The organism is Croceicoccus gelatinilyticus, from assembly GCF_018398395.1.
GTDB lineage: Bacteria > Pseudomonadota > Alphaproteobacteria > Sphingomonadales > Sphingomonadaceae > Croceicoccus > Croceicoccus gelatinilyticus.
Window position 1 is genome coordinate 16,737 of the sequence record NZ_JAHCBF010000004.1, and the last position, 26,579, is coordinate 43,315.

The window sequence follows — 26,579 nt, forward strand, 5'->3', positions numbered from 1 at the left end:
CGGTGTCCGCCCTACATTGTTCTTTGGACCTATGCGCTTGATAAAAACGATCCTGCCCTCCGCGGCCTCGGTTCTCCTCGCCGCCTCACCCGCTCTGGCAGAGGGGCTTCCGGCCGATCCGCTGGGATCGCCGATGTGGGAATATCACGCTGAAAAGCTATTCACCGGCGGGCCCGTCGTCTTCGACAACCGCGTGAAAGTAATCCTGCCCGTCATTGCAGAGGATCAGCACGTCGTTCCCGTCACGGTCGATGCGCGCAAGCTCGATGGCGTGAAGCGGATCGTGGTCTTTGCCGATCTCAACCCCATTCCCGTTGCCATCGACTATCGCCCGATGGACGCCGCGCCCTTCGTCGCCACCCGCATCAAGCTTGACCAGCGCACTCCGGTCCGCGCCGCGGTGCAGCTGGAAGATGGCAGCTGGCACGTCGCGGGCGACTGGATCGACGCGGCCGGCGGCGGCTGTTCCGCCCCGCCCCTGTCCCGCGTGCGCGGCGACTGGGCCGACCACCTTGGCGAAATGCGCGGTGCGGCATGGTCCGACGGCAATTCGACCCGCCTGCGCTTCGGCTTTCGCCATCCGATGGATACGGGGCTGGTCGAGAATATCCCGGCCTACAATATCGAGACCGTCCGCGTGACCGACGCCGAAGGCCGTGAGGTCGCGAGCATGGACGTATACGGTTCGGTCGCCGAAGACCCCGCCTTCACGCTGGTCGTCGATCGCGATGGCCCGATGGAAGTCGCCGCGCGCGATACCAGCGGGCTGGAATTCGCAGGCGAACTCTCGCCCGCCAGCGGCAAAAGGCTGTCGTCGGGGCAATGAGGCTTTCCCGCCGCACAATGTTTGCCGGTCTCGGATTGGCGGGTGTGGGGCTGGCCGGTCTTGCCCCTGCCCTCGTCTATGCCGAGCAGTTTGCAGGCACTTACAACCCGCAAGCCGAAGAAGTCGCCGATGGCATCTGGATGGTGCGCGGCGCGGACGAGCCGATCGCCTTTGCCAACGGCGGGGCGATCGCGAACACGGTGATCATCGCAACGAATGACGGCACGATCGTCGTCGATCCCGGCCCGTCGCTGTCCTACGGCAAGGCGATCCGCGCATTGGCGGAGAGCGTGACAGGAAAGCCGGTCATCCGCGTCTACATCACGCATCTCCACCCCGACCATTCGTTCGGCGCGGGCGCTTTCGATGCCGGGATCGTCCACGCGCTTTCCGCCACGCGCCACGATCTAGAACGTGACGGCGAGGGCTTTTCCGATGCCCTGTTCCGTGTGCTGGCCGACTGGATGAAGGGCACCACCGTCGTACTGCCACAAGGCGACGTAACGGCAGGAAAAACCGTGATCGGCGGGCGCAAGTTGCAGCTCTTCGCGCTGGGCGGTCATTCGAGCGGGGATCTCGCCATTCTCGACGAGGCGACCGGCACGCTCATCGGCGGCGACTTGGTCTTTCACGACCGTGCGCCTGCCACGCCCCATGCGAATATCGACGGCTGGCTATCCGCGCTCGATACGTTGGAAGGCGTGCCGCACAAGCTGGTCATTCCCGGCCACGGCCCGATCGACAGCGGTAACGTCGCGATCCCGCAGACCCGCGACTGGCTGAGCTGGCTGGACAGCATGCTCAACGAAGCGGTTCTGTCGGGCATGGACATGACCGAAGCAGGCGCGACCGAAATCCCCGCGCGGTTCGCGAACATCAAGGTCGCGCGCTACGAACTGCAGCGCAGCGTGTCGCACTTCTACCCGGGGCTTGAGGCAGAACTTTTGCCGATGGTTGGCAGTTAAGCCATCCGGCGAAGGACGTTGTCCTTCAGTACGAAGTGGTGCCGCAGCGCCGCGCCGACGTGCAGCACGATCAGGAATACCGCGACCCAGCCCATGATCTCGTGCGCTTCATGCGCGAAACCGTCGATCGCGCCGTCCGGCGTGATGCCGAACTTGGGCACGTCGAACAGGCCGAAGAAATTCAGCGGATACTTGCTGCCCGAAGACACCAGCCATCCTGTCATCGGCAGCCCGATCATCAGGACATAGAACAGCGCATGCGTCAGGTGCGCCGCGCCCTTTTCCCAGGCAGGTGTATGTGCGGGCAGCGGCGGCGCAGGGTTCATCACACGCCAGACCAACCGCATCAGCGAGAGTGCCAGAACGGTCAGCCCGAACGATTTGTGCAGCGGCATGACGTTGACGACATCTTCCAACGCATCATGGAAGAACCCGCCGATGATGTTGCCGATGATCACGACCGCGATGACCCAATGCAGGGTCCGCGCGACCGCGTTGTAGCGTTCCGTGCCCGCGCCTGCCGTCACAGGCTGAACCCTATACCCGCCCACACGGTGCGGGGGATGCCAAGGTCGATCGATCCGGACTGGTTGCGCGTCACGATTTCCTCATCGGTCAGGTTCTCGCCGCGAAGCACCAGCGAAACGCCGCCTGCCACGGGGATCCGGGCATAAGCGTCGAGTGTCGTCGCGGACGGCATGATGTTGCTTTCAAGGTCGTCCTCGAACTGCTTGCCGATGTATCGCAGCGTTGTCGAGAGCAGCCAGCCATCCATAGGTTCGATCGCCAGCGTCGCGCCCGCGACCCACTTGGGCGTCTGCGAGGGACGATTGCCGTCGAGCGCGGCGGCAAAGCCGCTGCCCTGCGCCTCGGCATCGGTATAGGCCAGCGATCCGGTGAAGCGGAAAATGCCCTGCTCAATCCCGGCCTGCAGTTCCACGCCCTTGGCGCGCACCGCGTCGATGTTCTGACGCTGGCGCAGGTTATCGGCGATGGTGACGTTGGCGATCGCGCCCTTCACCTTGTTGTGGAACGCGGTCAGCGACAGATTCACACCCTCGCCCGGCGTCAGGTCCAGTCCCGCTTCGAACCCTTCCAGCTTTTCAACGTCGAGATTCTCGTTCGCCTGCGTGACGACGGGGAAGACCACGAAGGGGCGGTACAGTTCGTTCAGCGTCGGCAGGCGCAGGCCGGTATAGGCCGCCGCCCGCAGGCTGAGCGCGTCGCTCGCAGCGAAGACCAGGCCGCCGCGGAACGATTCCTCCCAGCCAGAGCGATCGTCGAACTGCTGGTCCGATATCACCACGCCGTCGATGTCGCGGGCGGTATAGAACCCGTCGTTGATCGTGTAGCGGTCGACACGCGCCCCCGCGGTCAGCGTAAGCGCGCCGAGCAGGAAGTCGTTTTCGATGAAGAGCCCGAGATCGGTATTCGTGCCGCCGGCATTGCGGCGTTCGCGGATCGCGCCGGTGAAGCCGCTGATCGAATCTTCGTAAAGCTCGCCATCGGACTTGCGGTAATCGACGCCAAGGCGAAGCAGGTTGGCGTCGCCCACCGGCGGGCGCAGTTCGAACTTGCCGCCGATCCCGGTCGAAGGGGTATTGCGCTGGTCCAGAACCGGCACGAACAGGCTGGACGAGACGACCACGTTCGAGAAATTGCGCGACTGGATATAGCCCAGCAGATCGAAGGCCCATTCGCCCTGTCCGACGAAGCGGATGCTGGCGTCCTGCCCTTCGCTGGACGAATTCGCACCGTCGAAACGCAGTGTGCGATTGTCGTCGAACAGCAGCAGGTTGGCCTGCACCTCGACATCGTCACTGATGGGAGCAACGCCGCGAAGCTGGGTCGACCAGCTGTCGTAAGCCGCACGCGCCGTCGCCGGAACGCGCTGGTCCTGGGGAGTGGTATAGAAGCCCTTGCCCCGGTCCCAGCGGCCCGAAACGAGCGCGAAGCCCGCGCCAAGCCGGGCTGCAACCGTGCCGCTGATGTCCGTTTCCTCGCGGTTGTTGACGAGCGCATGGCCCGAGAACGTGCCGAGCGATTCCGGGTCGCCGCTGGTCAGCTCGATCGTACCGGCAAGCGCGCCCGATCCGAACGGGCCAGACCCGCCGCCGCGCGTGACGCGGGCGCTGGCAAGACGTTCGGGCGCAATCGCCGAAAGCGGGATGTAACCGAAGAACGGGTTCGCCATCGGCACGCCGTCAAGCAGGACTTGCGCGCGGCTGGAGGCATTGCCGCCCAGTGCACGCAGCGTGACGCCCTGCGCCGACGGGTTGGCCGAACGGCTATCGGAACGGCGGAACTGCTGGAAACCGGCGATGTTGCTCAGCGCATCCTCGATCCGGCCCGAACCGGTGGCGACCAGTTCGTCGTGATCCAGCACCGTGACGTCATAGGCTTCCGTCGCGGGGGTGACGGGCAGGCCTTCGCCGGTGACCACGATCGGCGGCGCATAGCGGGTGACTTCGACATCGTCGTCATCTGCATCCTGCGCCATGGCCGGAACCGCGACCAGCGCAGCGCCCGTCATCAGCGTGGCGACTATCGATTTGCGACCAAAAATGTTCATCCCTGCCCTCTTTGATCCGTCCCGAGATCTTTGTTCTGGTGTCGTAGAGACACGTTCGGCGACCACGGATCCGTGGCCGCCGACGCGTTTTTCCATAATGCAATCCGAAGTATCGGAAAACGTCAGAAGAAGAGAATTCCCCCGACCGCGATTGCATTGCTGTCCGCTTCGTTGCCGTTGTGGGCTTCTGCCTTCGAATGGATGTATTCGCCGATCAGCGTCACCCACGGCGTCAGGCCGTAGCGAACCTGTCCGACCCAGCTGGAGTTGGTGTCCACCAGCGTCGGGTTGGCTGCCTCGTCGGCCGCATTGGCATAGTCGAGACGGCTTTCACCATAGCTGCCGCCGACCGAGACCTTGCCGAAGGTGGCAAGAGCTTGGAGGTAGAAGCCGTCGCTGGAACGGGCATTGCCTGCGCCGTCGGTGTCAAACAGACCCAGCACCGTCGTGCCGAGGCCGTCGGCAGTGTAGTAGTAGCCCAATGCCGTAACCGGACCGGCCGTTACCTTCGCACCGACATCAAGACCCTTGCCGGTGTAGGAACCGCCGGCAACCAGATCATGCTTCTGCGTGATACCGCTGGTCCAAAGGTGTGCATTCACGCCGCCGAAGTCCCCGTCGTAGGTCAGCTTTGCCTGGAAACCGGGGTCCGAATTGGTCTGGTCCTGACCAGTCAGCGACTTCAAGGGCTGGAACACGCCGACGCTGGCCTGAACGCCGCCGAAGCTGGGCGATGAGTAGGTGATCTGCGGCTGGAAGTCCGAATAGATGTAGCCCGAACCGATACGGCCCAGCGTAGTATTGGCCGGAGCGACATTGCCGCCCGGAGGGCCGCTGGACAGCAGGGTGATGTCGTTCAGGATCGCGTCCGAACCGAACAGGCCGATGTCGCGGCCGATCTTGAACGTACCCAGGTTCTTCTTGCCGAACGTCATGAACGTCTGGCGGAAGTCGATGCCCGCCGTGGCAAGCGCGGTCGGCTGACCACCGTTGTTCGCGCCCAGCGCGCCCCATGCGGCCGAGTTGATGCCCGGATACATGCCGAAAGTCGCTCCGACGTCCCAGCCGGCCTGCTGCGTCGTCACGTTGATGACGAGGAAGCCGGGAAGAAGACCGTTACGAATGGCGCTGGAGTTGCTGCCCGAAACACTCGCGATACCGCCGGTCACTGCCGTCGTGGCGCTGGGCGTATCGGGATTGTCGTGCACGTAGAAGCCGTTGACCGACCCTGCGAACTTGATCGTTGCCGGGCCGACTTCGAAGCCGATGCCGCTGTCGGTCATCTTGACCATCTTTTCCGGCTCGAAAGTCGCGGGTGCCTGCGCCTGCGCCATGGCCTGCATCTGCTGGGCTTCGGCCGCCTCTTCGGCCTGTTCCTCGGCAAGCAGGGCGGCGTATTCGTCGTCCGAAAGAATACCCTTTTCGTGCAGTCGCTTGAGCAGGCTCTCGCTGGAGCCCGCGTAGGCAGGTGCAGTCGTCAGGGCAATGGCAATCGCCGCGGCAGTGCCGCGCAACATGATCTTGGAGATCATTCTCTCCCCCTTCCTTTCTTATCTGTATCGCATCCAAGCGACCAGGAAGAGGATGCTGCGCCCTTGCGCGCGGCACTATTGGACTTTGGTTCTCATACTTTGGAACAAGGCGCCAATTACTTGCGCCGACACCCGCATTTAGTTCGCGATCGCGACGCCCCACGGGCCCTTGCCGGCCTCGATACGCTTGGTCACCTCAAGGCTGGCAAGGTCGAGGAAAGCGATGTCGCCTGTCGTGCCGTTGGCGACGACGGCGGTGGTGTCATCCTCGGTTATCGCCAGGTGCCAGGGCCGTCCGCCGGTCTCGGCATATCCGGTGACCTTGCGGCTGGCGACATCGACCACGGCAACTGCGTTCGCGCGGCCCAGCGCAATGACCGCCGTCTTGCCGTCAGAGGTAAAGCGGATGCCGCAGGGCAGGACCTTGTAGGCAGGCACGCCCGGCGGTGCGAAGGAGATGGTCTCGACGATTTCCTTGCTGGCCGCGTCGACGACATGGACGGTTCCGGCGATCTCGGCCGCGATCCAAACCTGGCCTCCGTCAGGCGCGAACTCGATGTGGCGCGGGCGATAGTCGGTCTCTGTCACGTGGACGATCTCGCGCGTGGCGATATCGATCCAGTCGACGATGTTTTCCTCCTCGCTCGCCACCAGAAGGTACTTGCCATCGGTGCTCTGCGCGATGCCTTCCGGCTCCTCGCCCACGACGACCTGCCATGCAACGCGCCGCGTTTCGAGGTCGACCGCCGTCGTCGCGGCATCATCCTCGTTCGAGATGAAGAGGTACTTGCCGTCGTTCGAGACGAAGAACTGTTCGGGATCGTTGCCCGAAGGCAGAACGCCCACCAGCTCGCCCGTTTTCGCGTCGCGAATCTCCACCGCGTTGTCGATGCTGGCGCAGATAAGGACGTACTTGCCGTCCTTCGTCAGCGTAATTCCGCGCGGACGCTCACCCACGTCCCACGTCGCGACGACCTCCCGCGTGTCGAGATCGACGACCGTGACGGTGTTCGACCGCTCGTTACTGACATAGGCCGTCGCCGCCTGCACGGACGGGGCAAGGACGATGCCGAGGGCGAATGCCGCGCCGGCAAGGAGATGACGGTTTTTCATACGCTTCGGTCTACCTTCGCCCCTGTCAGCAGCAACATTGTACCAAGGTTCAATGGGTCGCTGCCGCTCGGGTCGCTATCTATAGAAGCCAAGCAAGGGGGCTTGTTGGACTGATGGCCCTCGGGTCGCAAATGAGGATGCACTGAAATGTCGAAACTGACCAGCCGGCTGGCGCTTGCCGCCACCGCGATGGCCTTTGCCGGCCTTACCACTTCACAGCTCATGGCCCACGGCGACGTCACGCCGCAGGCGGTCGACACGTCGGCTCTGCCGGACATCGGCGAAGAGTGGCTGGACGAAAACCCCTATTCGGGCAACGAAAAGGCGATCGAAATCGGCGCCTCGGCCTACAACCAGAACTGCGCACGCTGCCACGGCCTTGAAGGCATTTCGGGCGGCATCGCGCCGGACCTTCGCTACCTCGAACTCGGCCCCACGGGCGATGAATGGTATATCGAGCGCTATCGCAACGGATCCAGCCACGACGGCAAGGTCTACATGCCGCCGTTCGGCGAAGTCCTCGGCCAGAAGGCCGGCTGGGCGATCCGCAGCTGGGTCGAAACCAAGTACACGGACGACTATTAAGCCATGACATATAGGCGCAGGGCCTTTCTGGGCGGTCTCGCAGCAGGTGCGGGGTCGCTCGCCCTGCCCCGTATCTCGATGGGCGCCCCGCTCGCCAACGTGCGCGAGCTGGGCGTTCTTCGCGTCGGCCTCTATACCAACAACCGTCCGTGGTCGTGGGAAGAAGGCGGCAAGGTGATGGGCATCGATGCCGACATCGCCCGCGCCGTGGCCGAAAGCTTTGGGGTCAGAACCGACCTCGCGCTGTTTCCGGCGGACGAGGAAGTATCCGACGATCTTCGCAATGTGGTGTGGCGCGGCGGCCTTTTGGGTTTCCGCAAGTGCGACGTGATGATGCACGTCCCCTTCGACCGCACTTTTGCGGCGCAGGAAGACCAGGTCGTCATCCTTGCCCCCTATTACCACGAAGGCTTCGGCGCGGCCTGTTCGCCCGGCATGGCCGAGTGTGAAGGGACGCCGACCGAATTTCGCGGCAAGCGTCTTGCCGCCGAAATCGATTCGATCCCCGATTTCTACCTGATCGGCAGCTTCGGCGGCATCCTGCGCCCCGATGTCACGCATTACACGACCGGCTTCGAAGCCGTTGCCGCGGTCAAATCGGGCGAGGCCGATCTGGCCGTTGCCACCGATGCACAGATCGAATCGGCCCTCGCGAATGCGCCGGGCGAAGGCAAGCGGCGCAAGGGGCCGCTGCCTGCGATGCTGTCACCGGGCTGGGACATCGGCATCGCCGTCGACGAAAAGAGCCGCAGCCTTGGCTTTGCCATCGAAGAAGAAATGGACGCGATGATGGCCGACGGCCGGATGGCGGAAATCTTTGCGCGCTATGGTGTCACCTGGCGTCCTGCCAACGCAGTCGCGCCCAACGCATAAATTTGGGTGCCTGAATTTGGGCGCCTCAAGACCGCTCTCGTCCTAAGGTTCAATTGTTCCCGACAGGGGCGGGGATAGTCTCGACACCACCAAGATACCGGAACGGGCGCAAAAGCGCTCAAATCAAAGAAGACTTCGGTCTTACGAAGGAGGGAAGGATGAAGGGGCGTTTCAAGACTCTCGCCGTGGCGCTCGCGGCTTCATGTGCAGCGATGGGCGCACCGGCAGTGGCGGACAACCACGCTGGCCCGACCATGAATGACCTGCTGAACGACGCCAACTCCACTGGCGACGTCCTGACCTACGGCATGGGACCGTGGCAGCAGCGTTATTCCAAACTCAACATGGTCAATACCGAGACCGTCAACCGGCTCGTACCCGTGTTCTCCGCCTCGCTCGGCGGTGAAAAGCAGCGCGGTCAGGAAGCTCAGCCGATCGTCTATGACGGCACGATCTACGTGACGGGTTCCTATTCGCGCATGTTCGCCTTCGACGCGAAGACGGGCGAGAAGAAGTGGGAATACAATGCCCGCCTGCCCGACGGCATCATGCCGTGCTGCGACGTCGTCAACCGCGGCGCCGCCATTCACGGCGACAAGATCATCTTCGCAACGCTCGATGCGCACCTCGTTGCGCTGAACCGCGAAACCGGCAAGGTCATCTGGAACAAGGAAATCGGCGACTACAAGGCCGGTTATTCCGCGACCGCTGCTCCGATCATTGCCAAGGACATGGTGATTACCGGCAACTCGGGCGGTGAATTCGGCATCGTCGGCGCCGTTCAGGCCCGCGACGTCAACACCGGCGAACTGATCTGGGACCGTCCGACCATCGAAGGTCACATGGGCACCCTCCGCGGCAAGGACAACGGCATCTCCGGCAAGACCAACGCCACCTGGGAAGGTGACCTTTGGAAGACCGGCGGCGGCGCGACCTGGCTTGGCGGCACGTATGATCCGGGCACCAACCTGGTCTACTTCGGCACCGGTAACCCGGCACCGTGGAACAGCCACCTGCGTCCGGGCGACAACCTCTACACCTCGGCTACGGTCGCGATCGACGTCGATACCGGCAAGATCAAGTGGTACTACCAGACCACGCCGCACGACGGCTGGGACTTCGACGGCGTGAACGAATTCATTCCGTTCGACGCCACGATGAACGGCAAGAAGATGCAGCTGGGCGCGAAGGCCGACCGTAACGGTTACTTCTACGTGCTCGACCGCACCAACGGGAAGTTCATCGGCGCGCACAAGTTCGTCATGCAGACGACCTGGGCCGATGGCATCGACCAGAAGACGGGCCGCCCGAACTTCACCAGCGATGGTCGCCCCGGTGCGCCCACCGGTGCGGATAAGGGTGAAGTCGTGTTCGCATCGCCGTCGTTCCTTGGCGGCAAGAACTGGATGCCGATGGCCTATAGCCAGGACACCGGCCTGTTCTACATCCCGTCGAACGACTGGGGCATGGACATCTGGAACGAACCGATCGCCTACAAGAAGGGCGCGGCGTACCTGGGTGCAGGCTTCACCATCAAGCCGATCGCCGACGATCACATCGGCGCCCTGCGTGCGATGGATCCCAAGACCGGCAAGATCGTATGGGAAGCCAAGAACCCGGCCCCGCTGTGGGGCGGCGTGCTCGCCACGGGCGGCAACCTCGTCTTCACCGGTACGCCCGAAGGCTACCTGAAGGCATTCGATGCCAAGACGGGCCAGGAACTGTGGAAGTTCCAGACCGGTTCGGGCGTCGTCGGTTCGCCGGTGACGTGGGAAGATGGCGGCGAACAGTATGTCGCCGTGATGTCCGGCTGGGGCGGCGCAGTTCCGCTCTGGGGTGGTGAGGTCGCCAAGACCTTCAAGGACATCTCGCAGGGCGGTTCGCTCTGGGTCTTCAAACTCTACAACCAGTAAGCAAGGACATGGCCCGCCCGGCATCTGTCGCGGCGGGCCATTTTCCACTATGGCAACAGTAATCACAGACTTCCCGAGGCAGAGGATGAACGAAGCTCCCGCTCCCGATCGCGTGCTGATCGTCGACGATCACTCGCTTGTACGTGACGGGCTGCGTTCGATCCTGGAAGTCAGCTTCCCCGAATGCGAGATCCTCGAGGCAGACAGCTTCGAACAGGCTCTGGAAGCGCTGCAGAAGGCGGACGAGGTCGATCTCGTCCTGCTCGACCTCAATATTCCCGACGTGAACCGCCTGTCCGGCCTGAAACAGCTGCGCGCCGATTTCCCGAGCACGCCTGTCGTCATGGTGACCGGCGTCGTCGACCCGATCGTGATGCGCGACGCGCTGGCCGCAGGGGCCGCCGGTTACGTTCCGAAATCGCTAAAGCGTCAGGCCATCCTCGACGCGTTGCAGCAGGTGCTGGCGGGCGAGATCTACCTGCCCGACCTCGAAACCACCGAAAGCGACGATGCGCGCCTTCGCGAGGACGAGGAAATCCGCGCCCGCATCGACAGCCTCACCCCGCAGCAGCGGATCGTGCTGGGCCACCTTGTCGCAGGGCTGCTGAACAAGCAGATCGCGCACGAACTCAGCGTGTCGATGACGACGGTGAAGGCGCACGTCTCTGCCATCCTGCAGAAGATGAACGTCTATTCGCGCACGCAAGCCGTGATCATGGCCAACCGCGTGGGCTTCTCCGACTGATCTACCGATGCTTGCGGGCGGTCAGCCCGTGATCGCCAGTTGCCGCAACAGGGCGCGCAATTGTGCGGGCTTTACCGGCTTCGTCAGGATCGGCAGGCCCTGCGATCCAAGCTTCAGCTTCACCTCGTCGCTGCGGTCCGCCGTAATGATCACCGCCGGCAGGTCGCCCGCATGCTTTTCGCGCAGCATGGCCACGGCCTCGTCGCCGGTCATCCCGTCATCGAGGTGATAGTCCGCGATCAAGAGGCCGGTGCCCTGCTTCACGCTTTTCACCACGGCCGGATCGTCGGGATGCCCGCCGGTAACGACCTTAAGCCCCCAGTTTTCCAGCAGGACACGCATGCCCTGCTGCACCTGTTCGTCCTTGTCGACGACGGTCACGGTGCCTTCCCCGCTACGCCCGATGCGTTCGCCCGCCGTCGTCGTCGCGGCCTCGGTCACGCGCGGCTCGGCACGGGGCACCAGGATCGTGAACGTGGAGCCGCGCCCTTCCTCTGACTGAAGGTCGATCTCGTGGCCCAGCATGGCGCTGGCGCGGCGCACGATGGCAAGGCCAAGGCCCTTGCCCGGCGTTTTCTGCGTCTTCTTGAGGCGGCGGAATTCCTCGAAGATCGCCTCGCGCTTTTCAGGGTCGATGCCCGGGCCGGTATCGGTGACCGAAATGGCGATGTGGTCGCCTTCCTCGCGGGCCTGCACCTCGACGCCGCCTTTTTCGGTATAGCGGATGGCGTTCGACACGAAATTCTGGAGGATACGGCGCAACAGGCGAAGGTCGCTCTTCACCCAGAAACCCGTCTCGGGAATTTCGAACGTCAGCCCGTCCTTGCGGGCGAGCGGTGCAAATTCGATACGCAGGGCCGACAGGATGCGATCGAGCGGAAGCGCCGCGATCTCGGGCTGGATCGCGCCTGCATCGAGGCGCGAGATTTCGAACAGCGCCTCCAGCAGTTCCTCGACCGAATCGAGCGCCACCGCGCTCTGCCGGACGAGCCCGCGATTGGTGGCGGCAAGGCGGCGTTCGGCAAGGGCGGACACGAACAGTCGCGCTGCGTTCAGCGGTTGCAACAGGTCGTGGCTCGCCGCCGCGATGAAACTGGTCTTCGAACGGTTGGCCTGTTCGGCCTCGTTCTTCGCCTCGACCAGCTGGCGGTTCACCTCGATCAGTTCGGCCGTGCGTTCCTGCACGCGCTTTTCCAAGGTCTCGGCCTGTTCGGTCATCGATCGCTGGAACCGGATGCGGTCGGTCACGTCGTCGAAGGCATAGGCCATGCCGCCTGCCGACAGCGAAACCGAGCGGATGACGAAGTTGCGCCCCTTCAGGGTGCAGTCGGTGCTGATGCGCGGGCCCTTGCCGCTGCGCCATTCGACCGCGTGGGGCATGTCTAGCCCGCACTCGTTGACGCACCAGTCATTGAGCCGCTCATGCCGTCCGATCGCGCCGTCAAGGTCGCTCTCGATGCCGAGCATGCGTATCAGCGGTTCGTTCCAGGCGACAAGGCGGTGCTGGCTGTCGAACAGGCATGCGCCTTCGGACAAAGTGTCGAGCGAGGCCTGCAGCGCGAGGTTGCGTTCGGCCAATTCGCGGGCGCGTTCGCGCGCGTCCTCGGCCTTTACCGAGGTGATGTCAGTATAGATGCCGACCGTCCCGCCCTCGCTGGTGCGAAGCTCGTTGATCTGCAGCCAGCGTCCGTCGGACAGCAACTGGACGTGCGCGCCCGATGCGTCGCGGTACCTTGCCATGCGCTCCCGCATCCAGCGGTCGGGCGACAGGCGCGATCCCATCGTGCGTCCGCCGCGTGCAAGCTGTTCGGCAAGGTCCGTAAAGGTCGGCGAGGCTTCGGCGATGTCGGCAAATTCGGGCCAGATCTTCAGGAAGGCCTTGTTGTGCGTGACAAGGCGATCTTCGGCATCGAACAGCGCGAAACCGTCCGACAGGCTCTCGATCGCATCGCGCAGGCGCGCCCGCGCAGCATCCGCATCGCGGCTGACGGTTTCGAGGTAGGCGTTGACTTCGGCCAGCTTGCCCAGCGCGTCTTCCAGCTCGCCGGTGCGGTCGCGCACCATCGCCTCGAGCGCGATGGCGGTTTCGAACATGGAATAGGACCCTTCCATGTCGCTCGACCGTTCGGCGCGGTCGATCAGCGCCTCGTTGACCTTTTCCAGCCTGCGGACACGCTCCTTCAGCGCGGCGATTTCCGCGTCACGCTCGTCCGGGGCCGCCGGGGCCAGGTCCTTGCCCTTGGTAGCCATCAGCGTCCGATCGCAAGGCCGCTGAAGGTCTGGTTCACGTGGGCGGTGCGAAGCTGCTCGCCATAAGTGTTGAACCCGATCACGCCCTTCTCGGTATAGAGCGCGGAAACCTCGTGCGCGACTTGCCGACGTTCGGCATCGATACGGTTCAGCACGCAGTCGAAGGCGATGATGTGGTCGATCTTGCCGACTTTGCCCTCTGTCTTGTCGAACAGGTCACGCATGGCGGCGACGCGGTCGACGGGTTCTCCCACGGTCATCACGACGCCGCGATCGATCGCGCAGTAAAATGTCAGCGATCCGTCGGCATTGGCCGACTGGATCGAACGGACGTGATATTCCCCGCCCGTCCGCACCATGAGCGGGTGCGAGGCAAAGAATGCCGCATCCAGCGTCTGGCTCGGTTGACCGACGACGCGCAAGTATTCCTCCGCCGCCGGAACGGCATTGATCTCGAACGCGGTGCGCGTTTCGGCGTCTGCTTCGGTGATGACCATACGCTCGCCGCCGGGACGGTAGTGGTTGGCTGAAAAGACCTGCATCGGGCGGGACGAGGACAAGAGGCCGATGACGGCTGCGTCGCGCTGGAAATGGCCGTCGAAGAAAATGCCGGTTTCCTTGAAGGCCAGCCCATCCCCGCTCGACCCACCGATCAGCTCGATTTCGCCCAGCGCTTCCTGTGCGGTCATCGTCAGCAGTTCTTCACGATGGGAAAGCCCGTCGACAAGGAACAGCGCGACGTGGCTCAATCCCTCGCCCAGCGCCAGGGCGGCATCGTTGCGGCAACTGCCCGCGAAATGGCGCACCTGCTTGCGCGCGGTCTCGGTGTCGAAGCTGTCGAGATCGGTGAAAGGTAGCAGTTCGAGGTGGAAAGCGTCCGCCGGAAAGCCGACGAACACGATGCTGTCGCTGTCATAGCCCCGCGTCGTCAGTTCACCCGCGCTTGTACAGCCGAACAGGGGAACGCCGGGCATCAGCTTGTCGAGCGCCTTGGCCAGCTTAGCCCGTTCGAACCGGTGCGAACAGAATACGAGGCCGCCCGCCAGCGGCACGCCCGCGATGGCGCGCGCGATCTCCGCGACCGCGGCTTCGGGCTCGCTGGCATGGGTCGTGACGGCGACAAGGCCGTCCGCGCTCACCTCTGTATCAGTCAGGTGCCCTCTCCTTCATCCCCTCAGCGGCCGTGTCGCGCCCTTTTTGCGGGCGTCTTGGTCTGGCCGTATCAGATCGCCGATCCTAGCGGTTTGCGCCTCTCCGGCCAAGCGGCAAGCGACACACAGATAGCGCTAAATCGCAGCCCTCAGGCCACTTCGTCGCCGCGCAGCGGTTCGCCAGCCGCATTCAGCGCATCGACCTCTTCATCCGTGAACACGCGGCTGCGCACGATGAAGCGCACGCCTTCGGGCGCCTCCAGGCTCATGCCCGATCCGCGGCCCGGTACGACATCGATGGTGACTTGCGTGTGGCGCCAGTATTCAAACTGCGCCGCCCCGATCCAGACCGGGGTATCGGCGACCAGCGTGCCGAGAAGGACGTCCTGCTTGCCGACGCGGAATTCGCCGCGTGGAAAGCACATCGGCGCGCTGCCGTCGCAGCATCCGCCCGACTGGTGGAACATCAGCGGGCCGTGCATTTCGGTCAGCTTGAAGATCCAGTCCTCGGCCTCTGGCGTCGCGACGATGCGGGCGGGTGCGGTGGAAATCGTGGTCATGACCTTTGTCCTTACAAGGATTGCCCCGGATGCACCAAGGCCGGAGCAGGTTTGCACCTGCCCCGGCCCGGGATGGCCTCGACCCCGACCGGCACCTGGAAGATATGTCGGCAGGGGTTTCGAGGTGGGAGGTCGTAAGCCCTCAGTGGCGGCATCAGAAGAAGCCGAGCGCCTTCGGGCTGTAGCTCACCAGCATGTTCTTGGTCTGCTGGTAGTGTTCGAGCATCATCTTGTGGTTTTCGCGGCCGATACCCGACTGCTTGTAACCGCCGAACGCTGCGTGCGCCGGATAGGCGTGGTAGCAGTTGGTCCAGACGCGACCGGCCTGGATGGCGCGGCCAAAGCGGTAGCAGGTGTTGGCATCGCGGCTCCACACGCCGGCACCAAGGCCGTAGAGCGTGTCGTTCGCGATCGAGAGCGCTTCCTCGTCCGACGAGAACTTGGTCACGGCCAGAACCGGGCCGAAGATCTCTTCCTGGAAGACGCGCATCTTGTTGTGGCCTTCAAGGACGGTCGGCTTCACGTAGTAGCCGTCGGCCAGTTCACCGTCGTGCATCGCACGCTCGCCGCCGGTCAGGACCTTGGCGCCCTCGTCACGGCCGATGCCGATGTAGGACAGGATCTTTTCCAGCTGGTCGTTCGAAGCCTGCGCACCGATCATGGTGCTGGGATCGAGCGGGTTGCCCATCTTGATCGCTTCGACGCGGGCGATGGCACGTTCCATGAACCGGTCGTAGATCGATTCGTGGACCAGCGCACGGCTCGGGCAGGTGCAAACCTCGCCCTGGTTCAGCGCGAACATCGCAAAGCCTTCAAGCGCCTTGTCGAAGTAGTCGTCGTCTTCGCGCATCACGTCGGCGAAGAAGATGTTCGGGCTCTTGCCGCCCAGTTCCAGCGTGCAGGGAATGAGGTTTTCCGAAGCATACTGCATGATCAGGCGGCCGGTCGTCGTCTCGCCGGTGAAGGCGATCTTGGCGATGCGCTTGTTCGATGCCAGCGGCTTGCCCGCCTCGACGCCGAAGCCGTTGACGACGTTGAGCACGCCTTCGGGCAGCAGGTCGCCGATGACTTCCATCAGCACCATGATCGACATGGGCGTCTGTTCGGCAGGCTTAAGCACGATGCAGTTACCTGCGGCCAGCGCCGGCGCCAGCTTCCACACGGCCATCAGCAGCGGGAAGTTCCACGGAATGATCTGGCCGACAACGCCCAGCGGTTCGTGGAAGTGATAGGCCACGGTGTCGTGGTCGATTTCCGAGATCGAGCCTTCCTGCGCGCGCAGGCAGCCTGCGAAGTAGCGGAAGTGGTCGACGCCCAGCGGAAGGTCGGCCGCGGTCGTTTCGCGGATCGGCTTGCCGTTGTCGATGGTTTCCACCAGCGCCAGCATGTCGAGGTTTTCCTCCATGCGGTCGGCGATGCGGTTCAGGATGTTCGCACGCTCGGTCGTCGAGGTGCGGCCCCAGGCGTCCTTGGCCTTGTGGGCGGCATCCAGCGCCAGCTCGATATCCTCGGCAGTGCCGCGGGCCACCTGGCACACAGGCTTGCCGGTCACCGGCGAAATGTTGTCGAAATACTGTCCCTTCACGGGGGCGACCCACTTGCCGCCGATGAAGTTGTCAAAACGGTCGCGGATAAGCGACTGGCCGCTGAACTTGCTGAGAGCCTGTTCGAGCATATTGAATTCCTCCTCTCGCCAAAGACGTTTCGCCGGTCACTTTGCGCGCCGCGCCGACACTCGCCAATTATACCTTGGACCGAGACGGGCCCGGCCGGTCCGCCCATGCGGCGGGTCGGGTCATGGCGGATCGGCTTGCCGCGCGTGGCGAAGCCCCTATGTTCAGAGGCATGACGGACATGAGAAACAGCGCGAACAAGGTCGACATCACCCGGATAGAGCGGGACATCAACGCCATCGCGCAGTTCGGCTTCAACGAGAACGATCGCGGCGTTTATCGCCAGGGCTTCAGCGAAGAGGACATGGCCGCGCGCCAGTGGATGCGCGACCGGTTCGAGGAACTGGGCATGAGCCACCGGCTCGACGGGGCGGGCAATGTCATCGGGCGCTGGGGCCCTGACGACAAGCCCGCGATCATGATCGCATCGCACCTCGATTCCGTGCCCGCGGGCGGCATTTTCGACGGCGTTCTGGGCGTTGTCGCGGGGCTCGAAGTCGTGCGGACCATGCAGGAGGCAGGGATTGAGCCCGCCTTCCCCATCGAAGTCATCGGAACAAGCGAGGAGGAAGGCCGGTTCGGCGGCATGCTGGGCGCGCAGGCGATGACCGGCAAGCTGACCCGCGAGTGGCTGGACACGGCCAAGGACGAACATGGCTTTGCCCTGAAGGACGCGATGCGCGCAGCAGGGCTTGAACCCTACGACGCGCTTCACGCCTATCGCCGCCCGGATGAAATCCACGCATTTCTCGAAATCCACGTCGAGCAGGGGCCAGTGCTCGACATGGAAAAGACGACCATCGGCATCGTCGAAGGGATCTCGGGCGTCTTCAAGTGGAACTGCCGCCTGATCGGCAAGGCCGACCATGCCGGCACCGCGCCGATGGACATGCGATCCGACGCGTTGATGGGCATGGTCGACTTCGCACACGAAATCCGCCGCATTATCGACGAACACGGCACGGACAAGAGCCGCATCACCATCGGCCATGTCGCCTGCAAACCGGGCTTCCCGCACACTGTGCCGGGCGAAGTCGACTTCACTATCGTGGGCCGCGACCTCGACGAAAGCGTAATGGAAGCCTTGGCAGAGGCGTGCGAGCGCGTGCTGTCGTCCATCGCGCGGCGACACAAGCTGCGCTTCGAATATCAGCAGATGAGCTGGCTGAAGCCCGCTTATTGCGACACTGACCTGATGAACCTTTTCGAACGCAAGGCGCAGGCCCTGGACCTGTCCTACAAGATCATGCCGTCAGGTGCGGGGCACGACGTCCAGTTCTTCTGCAATCACGCAAAGGCCGCGATGTTCTTCGTGCCCAGTGTCGGCGGCGTCAGCCACGCGCCGGATGAATGGACACACTGGTCCGATATCGAGCGCGGATGCCAATTGCTGCTCGAAGCGGTGATGGAACTGGCGGTGGAGCAAGTGCCCGCCTGATTGCCTCAATCCGGCGCGTCGCGCTCCGCAAGTCGGATTGATCGCGGCACGCGGCCCCCGTCGATGTCGATCACGATGTCGGCGGCCATGTCCTCGATCTGCCAGCGCGTCAGCCGCTCGTAATGCGAGATGAAGCGGCGCAGTTTGTCCGGCGTCATTGCCGCCCCGGCCCCCGCGCCGCTGCGGTCGAGGCCGCGCTCCTGCTCGCTGCGCCAGCTTTCGACGACGGCGAAAGACGGCGTACGCAGGAGGATCGACAAGTCGATGCGGTCGAAGAAATCGCGATACTCACCCGCCAGCGCCGCGTTCACTGCGCGCCGCCAGTCGCCGTTCTCATCCTCGAGGCGCTCAAGTTCGTTGACGGGTTCGGCCAGCATTCCTTCGGGTTGAGGCCGCGCACCAACGCACCAGCCCTCTAGCAGAACAATATCAACGGGCGCGTCGATGATTTTCCATTCGCTTGCCGCCCACCGGTCGTCAGCAGCTTTGTCGAACCCAGGCACCCGCACCGCCTCGCCAGCCAGCAGCCCCGAGACGGTAGCATTCATCAGCGCCACGTCATGCGTGCCGGGAACGCCTCGCGTTGCCAGCAGCGGGTGCCGGGTTCGCGCAAGCTCGGCCCGCTCTCCCTTCGTCAGGTAGAAATCGTCGATCGAGCAGACTTGCGTGGCCAGCCCCCGGTCCGCCAGCTTACCGGCCAGCCGCGCCGCGGTGGTCGACTTTCCGCTGCCCTGCGCACCGCTCAGCCCGATCAGGACCGGCCGTTCTGCATCCTGCCGCGCACCAGCAATCGCCTCGACCAGAAAGGCGTCGGCGGAGGCAAAGGCAGTGGCCGCCGATACGGCCCCCGCCCCTGTTTTGCCGCCGCCGGACATGCTCTTAGACTTCGTCGCTCTCGGCTTCCGCGACGTCGCTCTCGCCGCGTTCGGCCTTCTCTGGCTCCGACGGGCTGATCGGCGCGTCGTTCACCACGCCTGCCTTGGCGATCCCTTCCAGCGAGCCGCCGTCGAGGCCGAGTTCCTTCATCAACCCGTCGATGACCGGCGCCTGCGCGCGGTAGGACAGCGCCGCGCTCAGCGCATCGCTGGCAAGGTTGCCGCCACCCGGACCTGCCGCAACAGGTTTGCCGTCGGCACCTCGGGCACCCGTAATGCCGTCGACCTGAACGATCTTGATCGAATCGATCGCCTCAAGCGGCTTCGCGCTTTCGCGTACGAGGTCGGGCAGGACCTTGAGCAGCGCGAGTTTCGTCTGCAGCGACACCTGGCTGCTCGACAGGATATTCGCAGCCTCGTTCACCGCGCGCTGACCGGCGGCCTCGACTTCGAAGCGGACGCGGTCGGCCTCGGCGCGAAGCTTCTCGGCCTCGGCCTCACCCTCTGCCTCGAGGCGCGCAGCCTCAGCCCGGTTGCGAGCGGCATCGCGCTCGGCCTCGGCCTCGACCTTTACCTTAATCGCGTCGCGTTCGGCGACCTTCGCAGCCTCGATCAGCTGGATGCGCTTGTCACGCTCGGCCACTTCGGTCTCGCGGCTGGTCGAGACAGATTCCTCGGCCGCGACTGCCTTGGCGCGGGCCTCGTCGGCCTCGGCCTTGGCCTGGCTTTCCTCGCGGCTCTTGTTCTGGACCGCGATCTGCTGTTCCTGACGCGCGATTTCGAGAGCGCGCTGTTGGTCGATGCGGGCTTCCTCGACAAGGCGGTCGGCCTCGATCTGCTGGGCATCGACTTGCTTCTTCGCCTCGATCCGCGCGGCATCGGCCTCGCGGTTGCGCTCTGCCTGTTCGCGGGCGATCTCTGCGATCTGCGCGGCGCGGCGCACCTCGACCTCACGCTCCTGCTCAAGCCGGGCGTATTCCTGGTCGCGGCCGATCTCGAACGAACGCTTGTCGGCTTCGAGGTTCTTGGTCTCCATCTGGACGCGGGTGTCCTGCTCGATGTCGTTGCGCAGTTTCTTGCGTGCCTCGATCTGCTCGGTCAGCTTGGTCAGGCCCTCGGCGTCGAATGCATTGTTGGCGTTGAAATGCTCGATGCTTGTCTGGTCGAGACCGGTCAGAGAGACCGATTCCAGCTCAAGCCCGTTCATAGCAAGGTCGTTCGACGACACCTGCTGCACTTTCTGGACGAAGTCCGCGCGCTGTTCGTGCAGTTCGTTCATCGTCATGCCCGCCGCGACCGAGCGCAGCGCGTCGACGAACTTGCCCTCGACAAGATCCTTCAGCGCCTCCGGGTGCATGGTGCGTTCGCCCAGCGTCTGCGCGGCCATGGCGATGGCGTTGGCGTCGGGCCGGACGCGCACGTAGAACTCGGCCTTCACGTCGATGCGAAGCCGGTCGAGCGTGATGAGCGCGTCCTGGTTCTTGCGTTCGACCGCAAGGCGCACCGTGTTCATGTTCACCGGCATCGTTTCGTGCAGCACCGGCAGCACCAGCGCGCCGCCGTTCATCACGACCTTCTCACCGCCGAAACCGGTACGGACGAAGCCGACCTGCTTGGTCGCGCGGCGATAGAGCCGGGTGATGGTGAAAGCGATTATGAGCAGGACCGCGAGAACGGTGCCCGCGTAGATCCCGATGGTGATCAATTGATCCATTTGCGTACCCCCTTGAAAATTGAAATCAGCGTGCCAGCCGGAACGGTTCGGACCCGCCGATGGCAAAGAAAAGCTGTTCGTCGCGGCGGACGAGCATGACCTCGTCGCCCTCGATGAATTCGGATGCGTCCTCGTGCGGTTCGACCATCACGTTGTGCGCCTGGCCGAACCGGTCGGTGACTTGCGCGCGGGCAGGACTGCCGCGCCGCGCAGTGCCGATCGAGATCGTGCCCCGCCGGCCAAGCAGTTCGTCAACCGAAACGGCCGTCGTCTCGTCATGCGGCCAGATCCGGCCCAGCGGCCGTGCGAGCAGGCCCGTTGCCGGCAAGCCGACGACGACACCCATGACCGCCGCCGCAGCAGCGGGCAGCGGCGCGCCGATCAGCGCGACGAGCAGTTCCTGCAGCGACAGGCCGATCAGCCCGAACGAAGCGCAGAACAGCGCCAGCCAGGCCACCAGCGGCAGCCGTTCGAGCCCGACGATGCTGGCCAATCCGCCAACTACATCGGCAGCGTCCGCCCCTTCGACATCGACGTCACCGTCGAAATCGGGCCCGAAATCGCCAAAGCCGAGAAGTTGAACGAAAAGCAGTAATAGAAGAAACGCCAACGCCACCGCGAACGGCGTGTTGTGTGGCGCAAGAATATCCATTTCCAACCCCTTTCCACGTTCGGAAAGATGGCAGGAAATTGTTGCATTTCATACCAAAATCGGACGAACCAGAACCGATTTTCGGGTGCAGCCGAAGGCGCCTCAGCCCTCGATCAGGTCCTCTATCGCGTGGAGCGCGATGGCGTGGTTCAGGATGATGTCCTTGCGCGTGTTCTGCGCGTGGTCGTCGCTCTTGCGGTAATCCTCGATCGAGGCGCGCAGCTTGGCTTCGTCGAAAATGCCGTGTTCTGCGATTTCCTTCGACGACAGCCACTTTTCGATCAGCTTGTCGATCTCGGCCGTCTTTTCCTTGTCGGTATGCGCGGGCGGGGCCATGAAGGCGAACTTCTCGCGCTTGTAGAGCACTTCGGGAAGGACGTGCTTCATCGCCTCGCGTACGACCCACTTTTCGATGCCGTCGCGGATGCGGACATGAGGCGGGATGCGCAAGGCCAGTTCGGCGACGTGATGGTCGAGGAAGGCCGGCCGGCTTTCGAGGCTGTTGGCCATGTCGACACGGTCGCCGCCCCAGTTGAGGATCTGGCCTTCCAGCATCGTCTTGATCCAGGAATACTGCACCTTGTCGAGCACGTGACGCCCGTCGAGCATCGAACGATCGAGGCTGTAGGCAATGGCCGCGACCGGATCGTAGTCACCCAGCTTGGCCTTGAATTCTTCCGACAAAAGCGGCTTCACCCGTTCCAGCACCAGCATCCACGGCTGGATCCAGCTGGGCGTAAAACCCATGACTTCCTCGAATGCGGGGTGGCTGATCTGCTTTTCGGCCAGCACGCTGCCTGAGAAGATCGCGTTGCGCTTCTTCATGTCCTCGCCCGCCGCGGTCTCGGAATAGGCGGGATCGTGCAGGAAGTAGTCGGCCTTGAACTGGGCATAGCCGCCGAACAGTTCGTCGCTGCCTTCGCCGGTGATGACGACCTTGTAGCCGACTTTTCGCACGTGTTCGCTCATCAGCATCTTGGCGACGCCCAGCGTGTTGTAGAACGTGCGTTCGGAGTAATAGACCGCCTTCTCGAAGTTCTCTCCGTAAAGGTCGACGGCCTTGATCTTCAGGATGTCCTGGTCCGCGCCGACCATTTCGGCCATTTCGGTCGCGATGTGCGCTTCGTCATAGCGGTCGTCGTCGAAGCTGATGGTGAAGGCTTTCACCGGCGACTGCTGGATCGCGGCGGCCATGCCGAGGATCGAGCAGCTGTCGATCCCGCCCGAAAGATAGCAGGCGACCGGCACGTCTGCCTCAAGCCGCAGCGTGATCGATTCCACCAGCGCGCGACGCACGTTCTCGATGTGCTCTTCATCGGGCAGGTCGTCGTGCTGACCTTCCAGCGGGAATTCGGCGTCCCAGTAGCGGCGTTCCTCGACCTCGTAATCGTCGCCTTTTCGGCTCACGATCAGCATGTGCCCGGGCTTCAGCGCGTGGATGTCTTCGAACAGGGTCATGCCCGGGACCATCACCTGCATCAGCTGGTGAAGCTGCGCCTTGGGGCAGACGTTGCGCGGCACGTCGGGGTGGGCCAGCATCGCCTTGATCTCGCTGCCCCAGAAAAAACCCTTCTCGCCCTTGTGGTAATAAAGCGGGCGGATGCCGAAACGGTCACGCACGATGATCAGTTGCTGCTTCTTTTCATCGAACAGTGCGAAAGCGAATTCGCCCCGCAAGTGGTGGACGAAGTCCAGCCCGTGCTTGTCGTACAGCTTCATCGCGATCTCTGAGTCAGAGCGCGTGTTGAACCAGTAGCCGTCGGTGCGCAGCAGGCCGCGGATGCGCTTGAAGTCGTAGAACTCGCCATTGACGGTCAGCTTCAGGTGCGCCGTGCCGTCATCCTCGCGCCCGTGGATCGGCTGTGTCCCGCTGTCCAGTCCGATGATCGACAGGCGCGTGTGGATCATGGCGAGGCCGTTTTCCCGATCGTGCAGGAAACCGCGCCCGTCCGGTCCGCGATGGTACATGCGGTCGGCCATCTTCTCGGTATGGGCCTGCGTCTGCTCGTCGTAGTGGGGGCTCCACAGCCCGGCGATGCCACACATGGGTCGGTCTTTCCTTTTCGGTGATCGGGCCTGTCGGGCCCGTCGTTCTGGCAGATATCAGGCGATGAATTCGCGGGGAACCACGTGGCGCACGCGGCCGAAAATGGCCAGCAGAAGCGCCTGTCGCAGCCAGACCGCACCGTCCGCCTGGTTGAAGTAAAGGTTGTGCTGAGTCTCGTCCAAGTCGGTCGACAGCTCTTCGCCGCGGGCCAGCGGATGCAGGATCACGGTGTCAGGCTTCAGCTGGCTTTTCTGCGAAAGCGAAAACGCCTCTCCGAAGAACCGGTATCCGTCGCCCAGAAACGCGATAGCGTTCATGTAGATGACGTCGAGATACTCGAGGCTCTGCTGCAGGTTGCGGCTGAAATCGATGCCGATCGGGCTGTTGTTCGTCATCTCGCGGATCTCATCGCCCAGCGGGTCGGCCATTTCCGAGAAGATCGTGATGTGATTGATATTCTCGTGAAAATTGAGCGCGAGAGTAAGGAAGCTCTTCACCGTGCGCATGTTGCCCGGCGTGCCGATGATCCCGATGTTCAGACGGAACTTCTCCGGCAATTGCCCGAACGCCAGTTCCGGCCGCCACTTGCACAGCGCATACCAGTCCGCCAGCGCCTGCGTCGGATGTTCGTCCGACCCGTTGCCGCCGTTGATCAGCGGGATGCGCAAGTATTCGCACAATTCCTGCAGGCTCTTCTGCTCGGTATGCCGGACAACGACGACATCGGCATAGGAATTGAACATCTGCCCGATGTCGCGCATCGATTCGCCCTTGGCGACGCCGGTCGTCTTGGCATCGGCGACCGACAGCGTCTTGCCGCCGACGTGGAGCATCGCGCTTTCGAACGACAGGCGCGTACGCGTGCTGGGTTCGAAGAAGGCGGCGGCAAGAATTTTGTCCTCAAGCGCCCGCCCGACGTCGAACTTGCGCTGCTGCATATAGGCGGCAAGCTTCATCAGCTCGCGCATCAGCGGCAGGTCGAACTGCGATGCCGAAAGGACCGAGGTATCGTGCAGCCGGTCCAGTTGTTCCAGATCCAGCTTCGGATCGTGATTGATGAAGTTCTGCGGGTCGGGGCAATTGCCCAGCCGCCCCGCCTTGCGCAGCGGGTCCGCGACGTGTTCGACCTGGCTTGCCGGGCGGATCACCAGATCTCTCCCGACTTGCCGTCGCGGATCAGCATCGCGGCAAGGCCCAGCGCGGACACGCCGCACCAGATCAGCGATCCGTAGATCAGGACGGAGAGGAATCCTTCGCTAAAGGTCATGCGGCCTCCTTGAGGCGGGTCCAGTCGAAGCGGCCCTTGGCAAGGGCGCAGGCGCCCAGCGTCCAGACCATCGAAACGGCAGTTGCAATCAACGTGGCGACGTAAAAGCCGATCGCGAAATAGAAATAGAGACCAACGCCTGCGCCCAGCACCATCGCGCCGATGGCACCAACGGTATTCGCGCTGCGCCAATAAAGGCCGGTGACGATCGGCCAGATCATCGACCCGACAAGCGGCCCTGCGAAAAACAGCACCGTCGCCAGCGTGCCGATGCGCGGCAGGCAGACCAGCCACGTCAGCACGCCGAGGCCAAGGGTCACCCACTGGGCCGTGCGCTTCAGGTTGTCCGCACTGGACGAAGGGTGCAGCAGGCGGCGCCAGATATCTTCGGTGACCAGATCCGATGTCGCGGCAAGCAGGCTGTCGATGCTGGAGGCTAGCGAGCAGAACACGACGATGAAGATCGCCACTGCGCCCACCCCGCCCAGCACTTCGGCAATGACCAGCGGGCCCACCATGTCCGCGCTCGGCACCGCGACGCCCAGTGCGCCCGATGCCAGTGCGATGAAGCCGGCGGCAACCGGGATCGGCAACCAGACAAGCCCGCCCATCAGGAACGCCCTGGACGCGACGCCTTCACGGAAGGCAAAGGCGCGGCTCCACCACACGTTGTTGTGAAACACCTCGCCCAAGCCGAAAAGCAGGTTGTTGAAGATCGCCATGATCGCAGCGGGGAACAGGACGTCGAGCAGGGCTGGCTTCGTCGCGGTCAGGTTCGCGTGGATTTCCGAGACCGAGACGTTCTGCAAGACCGCGAAACCGGTGACGCAGATGCCGACGATGATGATCAGCGACTGGATGAAGTCGGTCCCGATCACGGCGGCCAGACCGCCGCGCATCGTGTAGATCACACAGACGGCAAGGATGACGCTCATCCCCCAGGCATAGTCAATGCCCGCCAGTGCTTCGAGCAGGATGCCGCCCGCCATCGCCATGCTGACAAGCCACGTGAGCGAGTAGAACAGCGTGAAGACGAGGAATATCGCCCACGCGACACGGCCATATCGCAGGCGGAAGAAATCGCCGCTGGTATAGCCGTGCGGCATCAGCTGGCGGATGCGCTTGGCCATCGGTGCAAAAAGGATCAGCCCGAAAGCCGCCGTGGAATAGGCAAGCATCCCCCAGATGCCCAATTGCAGCGCAAATTGCGGGGCCAGCATCGTGGTGTTCGACGTAATCCAGGTCGCAGCCGCCGTCGCTGTGCCAAGCGCGAGGCCGACGTTCCGGCCCGCCAGCGCGTGATCCTCAAAGCTCTTGTTTCGGCGGCCCCAGTAAACGCCAAGGCCGATCCAAAGCACGCTGAACAGCGCGAGCAGGATCCAGCCGACAGTGGGGTCGAGGAAGACCTTGTCCTCAGCCATCTGCACCCTCCCCGCGCGTGCCGCGCAGGATGACGATGACCGTCAGCAGGAAGACGATCGCCCCCAGTCCCGCAAGCCACAAGGCCTGTTCAAGTGATTGATGGCTTACGGAAAGTGTCAGAGGCGCAGCTTTCGCGCCGCTCTCCCCGACGAGGTTCAGCGCATATTCGCCATCGGCCAGACCGGACAGGAATATGCCGTCGTTCGTCCCATTATACACGGGACGGACCTGCCCATCGGGTGCGGTCAGGGTAAGTGTGACGGGTTCGTCCGTCGTCCAGCCGACGTGAACGTGGCCCGTATCTGTCGCCAAGGGGCCGTCGTCGACAAAAGCCGGTGCCGCGAGGCCGGATGCGGGCAGTCCCCCTGCCGCAAGGAATACTGCCGCGACCAAGGCAGTTCTCCGC

23 protein-coding genes are annotated in these 26,579 nt (G+C 63.6%); 7 read left to right on the top strand and 16 right to left on the bottom strand.

What is annotated here, in order from left to right:
- The first annotated feature begins 31 nt into the window (after window positions 1-31).
- Together KIH45_RS09455 and KIH45_RS09460 are read left to right on the top strand one after the other, a co-directional pair.
- Entirely contained in the window at window positions 32-826 is a 795-nt protein-coding gene (locus KIH45_RS09455; RefSeq protein ID WP_213175770.1) for a quinoprotein dehydrogenase-associated SoxYZ-like carrier, read from the top strand.
- On the top strand, window positions 823-1,791 hold the full coding sequence (locus KIH45_RS09460) for a quinoprotein relay system zinc metallohydrolase 1 (RefSeq protein WP_213175771.1): 969 nt from the start codon (window positions 823-825) through the stop codon (window positions 1,789-1,791). Before KIH45_RS09455 ends, KIH45_RS09460 begins: the two co-directional genes overlap by 4 nt.
- On the opposite strand, the gene KIH45_RS09465 is transcribed toward KIH45_RS09460, so the two are convergent.
- The 4 genes from KIH45_RS09465 to KIH45_RS09480 all read right to left on the bottom strand — a co-directional run bounded on the left by KIH45_RS09465 (window position 1,788) and on the right by KIH45_RS09480 (window position 7,008).
- A complete protein-coding gene (locus KIH45_RS09465) occupies window positions 1,788-2,318 on the bottom strand; it encodes a cytochrome b (RefSeq protein ID WP_213175772.1) in 531 nt (176 codons plus the stop codon). The two genes, KIH45_RS09460 and KIH45_RS09465, sit on opposite strands and share 4 nt — an antisense overlap.
- On the bottom strand, window positions 2,315-4,363 hold the full coding sequence (locus KIH45_RS09470) for a TonB-dependent receptor (RefSeq protein ID WP_225899807.1): 2,049 nt from the start codon (window positions 4,361-4,363) through the stop codon (window positions 2,315-2,317). Before KIH45_RS09470 ends, KIH45_RS09465 begins: the two co-directional genes overlap by 4 nt.
- A 122-nt stretch (window positions 4,364-4,485) precedes the next feature.
- Entirely contained in the window at window positions 4,486-5,895 is a 1,410-nt protein-coding gene (locus KIH45_RS09475; protein WP_213175773.1) for a porin family protein, read from the bottom strand.
- A gap of 138 nt (window positions 5,896-6,033) precedes the next feature.
- A complete protein-coding gene (locus KIH45_RS09480) occupies window positions 6,034-7,008 on the bottom strand; it encodes a PQQ-dependent catabolism-associated beta-propeller protein (RefSeq protein WP_213175774.1) in 975 nt (324 codons plus the stop codon).
- A gap of 147 nt (window positions 7,009-7,155) precedes the next feature.
- Here KIH45_RS09480 and pedF point away from each other — a divergent pair, with 147 nt between their 5' ends.
- The 4 genes from pedF (at window position 7,156) to KIH45_RS09500 (ending at window position 11,124) form a co-directional block, all read left to right on the top strand.
- Window positions 7,156-7,593, top strand: coding sequence for a cytochrome c-550 PedF (pedF, locus tag KIH45_RS09485; RefSeq protein WP_213175775.1), 438 nt, complete (start codon window positions 7,156-7,158; stop codon window positions 7,591-7,593).
- 3 nt (window positions 7,594-7,596) lie between these two features.
- Complete coding sequence (locus KIH45_RS09490) at window positions 7,597-8,466, top strand: substrate-binding periplasmic protein (RefSeq protein WP_213175776.1); 870 nt, start codon at window positions 7,597-7,599, stop codon at window positions 8,464-8,466.
- Window positions 8,467-8,624: 158 nt separating this feature from the next.
- Entirely contained in the window at window positions 8,625-10,379 is a 1,755-nt protein-coding gene (locus KIH45_RS09495) for a methanol/ethanol family PQQ-dependent dehydrogenase (protein ID WP_213175777.1), read from the top strand.
- A gap of 49 nt (window positions 10,380-10,428) precedes the next feature.
- Window positions 10,429-11,124, top strand: coding sequence for a response regulator (locus tag KIH45_RS09500; protein ID WP_213175778.1), 696 nt, complete (start codon window positions 10,429-10,431; stop codon window positions 11,122-11,124).
- A 21-nt stretch (window positions 11,125-11,145) separates the two neighbouring features.
- Here KIH45_RS09500 and KIH45_RS09505 read toward each other — a convergent pair whose 3' ends face one another.
- The 4 genes from KIH45_RS09505 to adh all read right to left on the bottom strand — a co-directional run bounded on the left by KIH45_RS09505 (window position 11,146) and on the right by adh (window position 16,760).
- A complete protein-coding gene (locus KIH45_RS09505; protein ID WP_213175779.1) occupies window positions 11,146-13,374 on the bottom strand; it encodes a hybrid sensor histidine kinase/response regulator in 2,229 nt (742 codons plus the stop codon).
- Window positions 13,374-14,513 carry an FIST N-terminal domain-containing protein gene (locus KIH45_RS09510; protein WP_213175780.1) on the bottom strand — a complete coding sequence of 380 codons (1,140 nt, stop codon included), beginning with the start codon at window positions 14,511-14,513 and terminating at the stop codon, window positions 13,374-13,376. The genes KIH45_RS09505 and KIH45_RS09510 overlap by 1 nt, the downstream gene beginning before the upstream one ends.
- 161 nt (window positions 14,514-14,674) lie before the next feature.
- The gene (locus KIH45_RS09515; RefSeq protein ID WP_213175781.1) at window positions 14,675-15,085 is read right to left on the bottom strand and encodes a DUF779 domain-containing protein; all 411 of its coding nucleotides are present in this window, start codon (window positions 15,083-15,085) and stop codon (window positions 14,675-14,677) included.
- Window positions 15,086-15,239: 154 nt separating this feature from the next.
- On the bottom strand, window positions 15,240-16,760 hold the full coding sequence (gene adh / locus KIH45_RS09520) for an aldehyde dehydrogenase (RefSeq protein WP_213175782.1): 1,521 nt from the start codon (window positions 16,758-16,760) through the stop codon (window positions 15,240-15,242).
- Window positions 16,761-16,930: 170 nt separating this feature from the next.
- Here adh and KIH45_RS09525 point away from each other — a divergent pair, with 170 nt between their 5' ends.
- Window positions 16,931-18,196, top strand: a complete 1,266-nt coding sequence (locus tag KIH45_RS09525) for a Zn-dependent hydrolase (protein WP_225899809.1) — start codon at window positions 16,931-16,933, stop codon at window positions 18,194-18,196.
- 5 nt (window positions 18,197-18,201) lie between these two features.
- Here KIH45_RS09525 and KIH45_RS09530 read toward each other — a convergent pair whose 3' ends face one another.
- The 8 genes from KIH45_RS09530 to KIH45_RS09560 form a co-directional block, all read right to left on the bottom strand.
- Window positions 18,202-19,071, bottom strand: a complete 870-nt coding sequence (locus KIH45_RS09530; protein ID WP_225899810.1) for a kinase — start codon at window positions 19,069-19,071, stop codon at window positions 18,202-18,204.
- 4 nt (window positions 19,072-19,075) lie between these two features.
- The gene (locus KIH45_RS09535) at window positions 19,076-20,785 is read right to left on the bottom strand and encodes a flotillin family protein (protein WP_213175783.1); all 1,710 of its coding nucleotides are present in this window, start codon (window positions 20,783-20,785) and stop codon (window positions 19,076-19,078) included.
- 25 nt (window positions 20,786-20,810) lie between these two features.
- Entirely contained in the window at window positions 20,811-21,437 is a 627-nt protein-coding gene (locus tag KIH45_RS09540; RefSeq protein ID WP_213175784.1) for an OB-fold-containig protein, read from the bottom strand.
- A gap of 102 nt (window positions 21,438-21,539) precedes the next feature.
- Window positions 21,540-23,483, bottom strand: coding sequence for an asparagine synthase (glutamine-hydrolyzing) (asnB, locus tag KIH45_RS09545; RefSeq protein ID WP_213175785.1), 1,944 nt, complete (start codon window positions 23,481-23,483; stop codon window positions 21,540-21,542).
- Window positions 23,484-23,540: 57 nt separating this feature from the next.
- Entirely contained in the window at window positions 23,541-24,632 is a 1,092-nt protein-coding gene (locus tag KIH45_RS09550; protein WP_213175786.1) for an aspartate/ornithine carbamoyltransferase family protein, read from the bottom strand.
- Entirely contained in the window at window positions 24,629-24,751 is a 123-nt protein-coding gene (locus tag KIH45_RS19360; protein ID WP_273544153.1) for a hypothetical protein, read from the bottom strand. The genes KIH45_RS09550 and KIH45_RS19360 overlap by 4 nt, the downstream gene beginning before the upstream one ends.
- The gene (locus KIH45_RS09555; RefSeq protein ID WP_213175787.1) at window positions 24,748-26,172 is read right to left on the bottom strand and encodes a sodium:solute symporter family transporter; all 1,425 of its coding nucleotides are present in this window, start codon (window positions 26,170-26,172) and stop codon (window positions 24,748-24,750) included. Before KIH45_RS09555 ends, KIH45_RS19360 begins: the two co-directional genes overlap by 4 nt.
- Window positions 26,165-26,566 carry a hypothetical protein gene (locus tag KIH45_RS09560; protein WP_213175788.1) on the bottom strand — a complete coding sequence of 134 codons (402 nt, stop codon included), beginning with the start codon at window positions 26,564-26,566 and terminating at the stop codon, window positions 26,165-26,167. The genes KIH45_RS09555 and KIH45_RS09560 overlap by 8 nt, the downstream gene beginning before the upstream one ends.
- Window positions 26,567-26,579 lie beyond the last annotated feature (13 nt).